This is a genomic window from Rhizobium sp. PEPV16, assembly GCF_008919455.1.
In the GTDB taxonomy this organism is placed as follows: domain Bacteria; phylum Pseudomonadota; class Alphaproteobacteria; order Rhizobiales; family Rhizobiaceae; genus Rhizobium; species Rhizobium leguminosarum_Q.
In genome coordinates this window covers 13,013-20,836 of the sequence record NZ_VSZV01000268.1, presented here as the reverse complement: position 1 = coordinate 20,836, position 7,824 = coordinate 13,013, and the positions used below count along the sequence as shown (strand labels likewise).

The 7,824-nt window shown below is 61.2% G+C and carries 8 protein-coding genes; 3 read left to right on the top strand and 5 right to left on the bottom strand.

From position 1 onward, the window contains the following. From FY112_RS11435 to FY112_RS11420, 4 genes are all read right to left on the bottom strand, one after another. Positions 1-621 (bottom strand): ATP-binding cassette domain-containing protein (locus tag FY112_RS11435; RefSeq protein WP_151518423.1); only part of this gene is annotated, 621 nt, incomplete at its 3' end. Between the two features lie 22 nt (positions 622-643). Then, positions 644-1,492 carry a carbohydrate ABC transporter permease gene (locus tag FY112_RS11430; RefSeq protein ID WP_131644008.1) on the bottom strand — a complete coding sequence of 283 codons (849 nt, stop codon included), beginning with the start codon at positions 1,490-1,492 and terminating at the stop codon, positions 644-646. Continuing rightward, positions 1,485-2,423: a sugar ABC transporter permease gene (locus FY112_RS11425; RefSeq protein WP_003559249.1), complete on the bottom strand. Its 939-nt coding sequence runs from the start codon at positions 2,421-2,423 to the stop codon at positions 1,485-1,487. Before FY112_RS11425 ends, FY112_RS11430 begins: the two co-directional genes overlap by 8 nt. A gap of 83 nt (positions 2,424-2,506) precedes the next feature. After that, a complete protein-coding gene (locus tag FY112_RS11420; RefSeq protein WP_151518422.1) occupies positions 2,507-3,811 on the bottom strand; it encodes an extracellular solute-binding protein in 1,305 nt (434 codons plus the stop codon). A gap of 203 nt (positions 3,812-4,014) precedes the next feature. Between FY112_RS11420 and FY112_RS11415 the strand changes: the two genes are divergently transcribed. Genes FY112_RS11415 through FY112_RS11405 form a run of 3 tightly spaced genes read left to right on the top strand, consistent with a single transcriptional unit; the run spans position 4,015 to position 7,020 of the window. After that, a complete protein-coding gene (locus FY112_RS11415; protein ID WP_017960374.1) occupies positions 4,015-5,214 on the top strand; it encodes an ROK family transcriptional regulator in 1,200 nt (399 codons plus the stop codon). 45 nt (positions 5,215-5,259) lie between these two features. Then, positions 5,260-6,360 (top strand): Gfo/Idh/MocA family oxidoreductase, encoded by a 1,101-nt coding sequence (locus FY112_RS11410; RefSeq protein WP_131630420.1) that lies wholly within the window; start codon positions 5,260-5,262, stop codon positions 6,358-6,360. Between the two features lie 18 nt (positions 6,361-6,378). Then, positions 6,379-7,020, top strand: a complete 642-nt coding sequence (locus tag FY112_RS11405; RefSeq protein ID WP_003539493.1) for a ThuA domain-containing protein — start codon at positions 6,379-6,381, stop codon at positions 7,018-7,020. A gap of 178 nt (positions 7,021-7,198) precedes the next feature. Here the strand turns inward: FY112_RS11405 and FY112_RS11400 are convergent, their stop codons facing one another. Next, positions 7,199-7,675, bottom strand: coding sequence for a DUF2938 domain-containing protein (locus FY112_RS11400; protein ID WP_131630419.1), 477 nt, complete (start codon positions 7,673-7,675; stop codon positions 7,199-7,201). Positions 7,676-7,824 lie beyond the last annotated feature (149 nt).

Sequence of the window (7,824 nt, the reverse complement as noted above, 5' to 3'; positions counted from 1 at the left end):
GAGCACGACGATGCGGTCGGCGAGCGTCATCGCTTCGATCTGATCGTGGGTGACATAGATCGAGGTCGTCCTGACCTTCTGGTGCAGCGTCTTGATCTCCGAGCGCATCTGCACGCGAAGTTTCGCATCGAGGTTGGAGAGCGGCTCGTCGAACAGGAAGACGGCGGGATTGCGCACGACGGCGCGACCCATGGCGACGCGCTGGCGCTGGCCGCCGGAAAGCTGGGCCGGCTTGCGGTCGAGGAGGTTGGCGAGATCCAGCATGCGGGCGGCTTCGGCCACTCGGGCCTCGATCTGGGGTTTGGCAACGCCGGCGAGCTTCAGATTGAAGCCCATGTTTTCAGCGACGGTCATGTGCGGATAGAGCGCGTAGGATTGGAAGACCATGGCGATGTTGCGTTCGCGCGGCGTCATGGAATTGACGACCTTGCCGCCGATGGCGATCTCGCCATCGGTGATCTCCTCAAGGCCGGCGATCATTCTGAGCAGGGTCGATTTTCCGCAACCGGACGGCCCGACGAGGGCGACGAATTCGCCATCCTCAATATGAAGCGAGATGCCGTGGATGACATTGACGGCGCCATAGGTCTTGCTGATATCGGTGAGTTCAACGGATGCCATGATTGTACTCCAACGGTTCGGCTCAGGACTTCACGGCACCGGCGGTCAGACCGGCGATGATGTGTCTCTGGGCGACGAAAAAGACGATGATGGTGGGAAGGATGGTCAGCGTGATGAAGGCCAGCACCAGCTGCCACTCCGTGCCGTACTCGCCGCGATAGACCATGATGCCGAGCGGCCAGGGATATTTCGATTCCGAGTTCAGCATGATCAGCGGCAGGATGTAGCTGTTCCAGCTGCCGACGAAGGAGATGATACTGACGGTGGCGACGATCGGCCGGGAAAGCGGCAGCGAGATATGCCAGAAGAAGCGGAGATAGCCGCAGCCATCGACAAAGGCCGCCTGAAACAATTCTTCCGGAAGATTGCGGAAGTAGTTTCGAAACAGCAGGATGCTCATGCCGAGGCCGAAAGCCACCTGCGGCAGCACCACGCCCCAATAGGTATCCAGCAGGCCGAGATCGCGGATGCGGATGAACAGCGGCAGGATCGCGGTCGCGGCCGGAAACATCAGGCCGAGCAGGAAATAATTGAGCAGGAACGACGATCCGAAAAAGCGGACGTGGGCAAAGGCGAAAGCCGCCATCGACGAGACGATCAGCGTCAGGAGGACGGTAAGCGACGCGATCACCAGCGAATTGCCGATCTGCAGCCAGTAGCGTTCACCGAAAAGAATGTCGGTGTAATTCGTCCATTGCCACTCTGTCGGCAGGCCGAAGGGATTGGTGCGCAGGTCGCCCAGCGTCTTGAAGCCGCCGAGCGCCGTCGTCAGCAGCGGCACGAGCACGATCGCGGCAATCAGGCTCAGCGACACGTAGAGATAGACGCGTGTTGATGTGCTCATGCGGATGGAAGAGCTCATATCAGTCATGGCGCATGAATATCCTTTTGTAACCGAAGGCCAGCGTCACGCAGATGATGAAGAGCACCACGCCGACGGCGCTGCCGAGGCCGACCTGCATGCGCATGACGCCGTAGGTGTAGAGGAAGGTGACCATCGTCTGGGTGGAGTTGGACGGCCCGCCGCCGGTCAGCGGCATGATCATGTCGAAGAGTTGCAGCGAGCCGACGACGGCAAAGAAGATGGAAAGGCGCAAGGTCGAGCCGAGCAGCGGCAGCGTGACGTAGCGGAACTTTTGCCAGCCGGTGGCGCCGTCGATTTCGGCGGCCTCCAGCACGCTCTTGTCGACGGATTGCAGGCCGGCGATGAACAGCATCATGTGGAAGCCGAAATATTTCCAGACGATGACCCCAAGCACGGCATAGATCGCCACGTCCTTGTCGGCGAGCACGTAAGGGTTGGCGAAGCCGAAGAAGTTGGAAACGGCGGCAAACAGGCCATAGTCGCCATCATAGACGAAGCGCCAGATAAGGCCCGCGGCAACGTCCGCCAACACATAGGGCAGGAAGAAGATGAGGCGGTAGCCGACGACACCCGGAATGCGGTGCGCCAGCATGGTGGCCAGCCAGATGGCAAGCGGCACCTGGATGCAGATCGAGATCACGATGATCAGGCCGTTATTGACCAGCGCCTGCGTGAAGGCCGCATTGCGGAACAGAACCTGGAAATTGCGCAGCGCGATGAACTCGGTCGGCGTGCCGTAGCCGTTCCACTTGTAGAGACTGTACCAGGCCGCCTCGCCCATCGGCATGATGACGAAGAGCGTGAAAAGCAGCAGCGCCGGCGGCAGGAAGATCAACAGCACTGCCAGCCGGTCATGGGCGACCGAGCTCTTGCTGTTTGCTGCTCTTTTTGCCGGCCTTGCGGCCGTGGTTATCGATGGGACTGAAATATTGGCCATGGGTCCTGCTTTCGCATCTCGTCGGCAGCAATACTGGCGCTCCGAATTTTAACGGAGCGCCAGGAAGGGTCTGCAGGCGCTGGTTATTGTTCCAGTTCGAAAGCGTCCTGGATCATCTGGGCGCCGTCCTTGGAATTCATCTGCCCGGAGACGATTTCCACCGACACGTCGTTGACGACACGGCCGACCGCGGCACCCAGATCCTGGTCGAAATAGTTCTGATGCCAGGTCGAACCGGCCAGCTGTTTTGCCGATTCGGCAAGCAGCGGGTTGGTGACGCCGTCGCCGGCGCCGACGGCAACGGGCAGAAGCATGCCGGCCTTGGCCATCGCCCGCTCATTGTCCGCATTCGTCAGGAAGGCGAGGAAATCGAGCGCTTCCTTGGATGCCTTCTTGGTAACGGCCCAACCGTTCAGACCGCCGAGCGTATCGGTCGGCTTGCCGGCGCCGCCATCAACCGCCGGGAAGGCGAAACGGCCGATATTTTCGGGTGCGAGACCCTTGCCGTCGCCGGCATTCTTGCGCTGGTTGGCCTCGGTATTTTCAAAGCCGAGGATGATTGCAGCCTTGCCGTCGCCGAAAACGCCGAGCGCCTGCGGCCAGGTCGAGCCGAGGTAGCCGGGCTGGAACGGTTCGAGCTTTCCAAGCTCGGCGAGATCGTCGCCGGCCTTGATGATCGCGGGATCGACGAAACCTTCGCCCTGGCCGGTCTTTGCCGCTTCGAAGACCTTCTGTCCGCCTTCTCGCATGACGAGATAGCTCCAGTAGAAGTGGATCGGCCATTTCTCACCGCCGCCGCCGGCGATCGGCACGATGCCGGCTGCCTTGATCTTCTTCACCGTGTCGAGAAAATCAGCCCAGTTCTTGATGTCCTCGGCCTTCACGCCGGCCTTGGCAAAGAGCTCCTTGTTGTAGAAGAAGCTGACGAGACCGACCTTATAGGGAATAGCCCAGGTCTTGCCCTCGAATGTCAGGCCGCTGACCGAAGCCGGGCTATAGGCGCCGCGCAATTTGCCGCCATCGGCATCCAGCGCCGGTGTCACATCCTGGAGGGCGCCGGTCTCGGACTGCTGCTTCAAGACGCCACCGCCCCAGCTGAAAAAGAAATCCGGCACGTCGTCGGATTGCAGCAATGTCGGAAGCTTGGCCTTGAAGGCCTCGTTTTCGAGAAACTGCATCTGGATATCGACGTCGGGATGCTGAGCTTCGTATTTCTTGACGATGTCTTCCCAGGCCGCGACATATTTCGGGTCGAGCTCGAGATGCAGCCACTTGACCACCGTCGCCGCCGAAGCGGCACCTGCTCCGGCCAGCAACATGCCGGCAGCCGCGGCCATGGATGCGATGCGCCTGCTGCCAAAAGCGGCGCGATTGAAGCTAAAAGTCATGATTCTTCCTCCCAGGGGTCCTGTCCTCACAATTTTTCCCCTATGCGGATTAATTCAACGGAGCTTACGCATATTGTCAACCCAATGCCTCTATTTTTATCAAATGCGCTTGACAGGACCACTGAATTCCCTGCTATTTATTTCGTAACCCGTTAAAAATATTTGGGTTCCGCCCCAACGAAACGCTCGCCTGGCTAGTTCCCATGAAGACCGCAGATCCCGAATTAATGCGCGCGATCAATCGCTTGAACGTGCTCGATACCATCAGGCGCCATGGTCCGATCTCGCGGATAGAGATCAGCGAGCGTACCGAACTCTCCACCACGACCGTCTCGGCCATCACCGCCTCATTGCTCGACGACGGGCTGATCCTGCCGCGTCACGAAGGCGATATCCGCAATGAGGCCGTGCGCGGACGGCCGCGGGTCATGCTGGAGCTCAATCCCGATGCCGCCCGCGTGGTCGGCGCCAAGATCGCCGCCAACAGGATGGTCTTCGTCGTCACCAATTTCCGCGGCGATGTGCTGTCGAAGCTCGCCTTGCCGATCCGCATCGACCGGCAGCCGATCGGCGTCATCGCCGATCTGGTCGAGGACGGAGTCAGGCGCTGCGTCGTCGATGCCGGGCTTTCGCTTGAAGATGTCGACAGCGTCTGCCTCGGCTTTCCCGGCGTCATCGAGCACCGCACCGGCTATATCAGAAGCAGCCCGATCTTTCGCGACACCAATGTCGATTTCGCCGCCGAGATGTCGACGCGGCTGGCAACACCGACCATTGTCGAAAGCGACGCCCACGCCATCACGCTTGGCCATCACTGGTTCGGAAAGGCGCGCGATCTTGAGGATATGGTATTGATTTCGCTGGAACAGACGCTGGGACTTGGCGTCCTGCACGGCAACAGCCTGTTTCGCGGCGCCGGCGGCCTCAGCCACAATCTCGGCGACCTCGTGCTCGGCATGGGGCCGAACGGCGTCGTCCGACTTTTCAGCCAGGCCGGCGAAAGCGCGATCCTCGGCGAACAGCAGGCTGATGGGCGTTTTGCCGAAGCCATCCGCCTCGGCCGCGGCATGAACCATGCCCAGGCGCTGATCAAGGCCGATGACGACCGGCTGATCAGTGCCGCGATCCGCGCCGGCGAAGCGGTGGGTTTGACCATTGCCAACATCGTCACGCTGTTTGCGCCGCCGCGGGTCATCCTGGTCGGATCGAGCCTGGCGCTCGGCGAACCCTTTCTCAACAGCCTGCGCGATGCCTATACGCTCGCCATTCCGCCATCGCTGCGCGGCGTGAGCGAACTCGTCTTCGACGATTCGACCGATGATTTCTGGGCGCAGGGTGCGGCAGCGGTGGCGCTCTACGAGCTTTACGAATCGCCCTGGAGCACGACGGGGCCGGCGCTCTGACGGGCGGCACAATCAAAATCAATGGCACGATCAATGGAGGAATTCATGGACAAGGTCGGTATCGGCATCATCGGATGCGGCAATATTTCAGGCGCCTATCTCACGGCGATGGCATCCTTTCCCATCCTCGACATCCGCGGCGTCGCCGACCTCAACCGGGAGCTGGCGGAAGCAAAGGCTGCGGAATTCAACGTTCCCGTCAAGACCGTCGAGGAGCTTTTCGCCGATCCCAAGGTTGAAATCATCGTCAACCTGACGATCCCAAAGGCCCATGTCGCCGTGGCGCTGCAGGCGCTCGATGCCGGCAAGCATACCTATTCGGAAAAGCCGCTCGGGATTAATTTCGCGGAAGGGAAAAAATTGGCGGAAGCCGCCAAGGCGAGGAATCTCCGCATCGGCGCTGCCCCCGACACCTTCCTCGGCGGCGGCCACCAGACGGCGCGTGGCTTGATCGACCAAGGCGTCATCGGCCAGCCGGTCGGCGGCTCGGCAACCTTCATGTGCCCGGGCCATGAGCGCTGGCATCCGAACCCGGCCTTCTATTACGAAGTCGGCGGCGGGCCGATGCTCGATATGGGGCCTTACTACATCACCGATCTCGTCAATCTTCTCGGGCCGGTTGCGCAGGTTGCAGGCTTTGCGACGACGCCGCGGGCCGAGCGGCTGATCACCAGCGAACCGCGAAACGGCGAACGCATTCCCGTGCATGTGCCGACCCATGTCGCCGGCATGATGGCCTTTGCCAACGGCGCCGTCGTCCAGATCGCCATGAGCTTCGATGTAGCCGGCCACAAGCATGTGCCGCTGGAAGTCTACGGAACCGAGGGCACGCTGATCGTTCCCGATCCCAACAGGTTCGGCGGCCCGGTGGAATATCTGAAGAAGGGCGGTCCGTTCGAGGACCAGCCGGTCACAGCACCCTATGCCGACGGCAATTATCGCTCGCTCGGCGTTGCCGACATGGCGCATGCGATCCGCTCCAACCGGCCGCACCGCGCCAATGGCGATCTGGCGCTGCATGTGCTCGAAGTCATGGAAGCATTCCACACCGCCGCCGCGACCGGCCGGACGGTCGCGATCACCACGGCAACGGAGCGCCCTGCCCCGCTGTCCGATTCCATCGTCGACGGACGGTTGGCGAAATAAGTTTCAGGAGGAAAGACTATGCGTGAAGCACTGATCGTTTGGGGCGGCTGGAGCGGGCATGAGCCGCAGGAGTGCGCCGAAATCATCAAGACCATGCTCGAGGAGGACGGCTTCAAGGTCTATCTCGAGCACGGCACCGAGGCGCTTGCCGACCCTTCCGTTCATGATCTCAGCCTCGTCGTACCCATCATGACGATGTCGAAGATCGAGAAGGAGGAGGTCAAGAACCTCGCGACCGCGATCGAAAGCGGCGTCGGTATCGCCGGCTATCACGGCGGCGCGGGCGACGCCTTCCGCGACTCCGTCGACTATCAGTTCATCATCGGCGGCCAGTGGGTGGCTCACCCCGGCAACATCATCGACTATACCGTCAACATCACCCGTCCCGACGATCCGCTCATGGAGGGTATTGCCGATTTCCCATATACCTCAGAGCAATATTACATGCATGTCGACCCGTCGAACGAGGTTCTGGCGACGACCAAGTTCACCGGCGAACACGCCTACTGGATCGACGGCGTCGTCATGCCCGTCGTCTGGAAGCGGAAATACGGCAAGGGCCGCGTCTTCTATTCCTCGCTCGGCCATCAGGCCAAGGAATTCGACGTTCCCCAGATGAAGACCATCTTCCGCCGCGGCGCCAACTGGGCGGCGCGGTAAGGTGAGGCTGTCTGGTTCGTGCGGATCCAAGAAAGGCCCCTAAACTGCGGCCCGCGCCAGCGACGAAAGGCGAGCGCTTGCTCGCTGTAACCGTTCTACGGATTATTACGATGGAGGTTATCGCAAGCAGCGCGGCATCTTAGCCCCTCCCCCTTGTGGGGAGGGGTTCTGGCTGGTCTCAGCCGATGATCAATGCCGTCCCGTAGAGCCCCAGCGCAAAAATCGTATGGGCGAGAAGGTTGAAGCACCGGACCTTGTTCGGGGTCGGATGTTTGGAGGCGGCCCAGCCGATGCCGAGGCCGGGCTGCAACAGGAACCACCCTGCCCCGACGGTGACGATACCGAAGATCCAGGCGGGAAGAAATGTCGGGGCCGCCAGCCAGGCCGAGCCCATGATGATGGCGAAGATCACCCCATAGAGGATGCCGACGGCGTAGTGGCTGATCCAGCCGAGCGCCAGCTCATGGGCATAGGGCTCGGCGTCGGCGATGCTCTCGTGAAAAACCTTGCCGCGGCCGAGATGCCAGAACCAGCGACCCACAGGTGCCCAGTTTGGGGCCGCCTGGCCGAGCTGGGTGAGCACGATTGCCCAGAGGTCCATCAGGATTGTTGCGCCGGCGCCGAGCGCCAGACCACGCAATAGAATATCGAACATCGGGAATCACCGGAAAACGTTGCGAATGCAGGACGCTACCAAACCATTGCGGGCGCGCCTGCGCAAGGCTGCCACCAGTTCATCGCCTCAACTCCAGTTTTTCCCCGGAGGAGGGTCCCTGCCCTCGTCGGCGCTCGGTCATCCGCAAA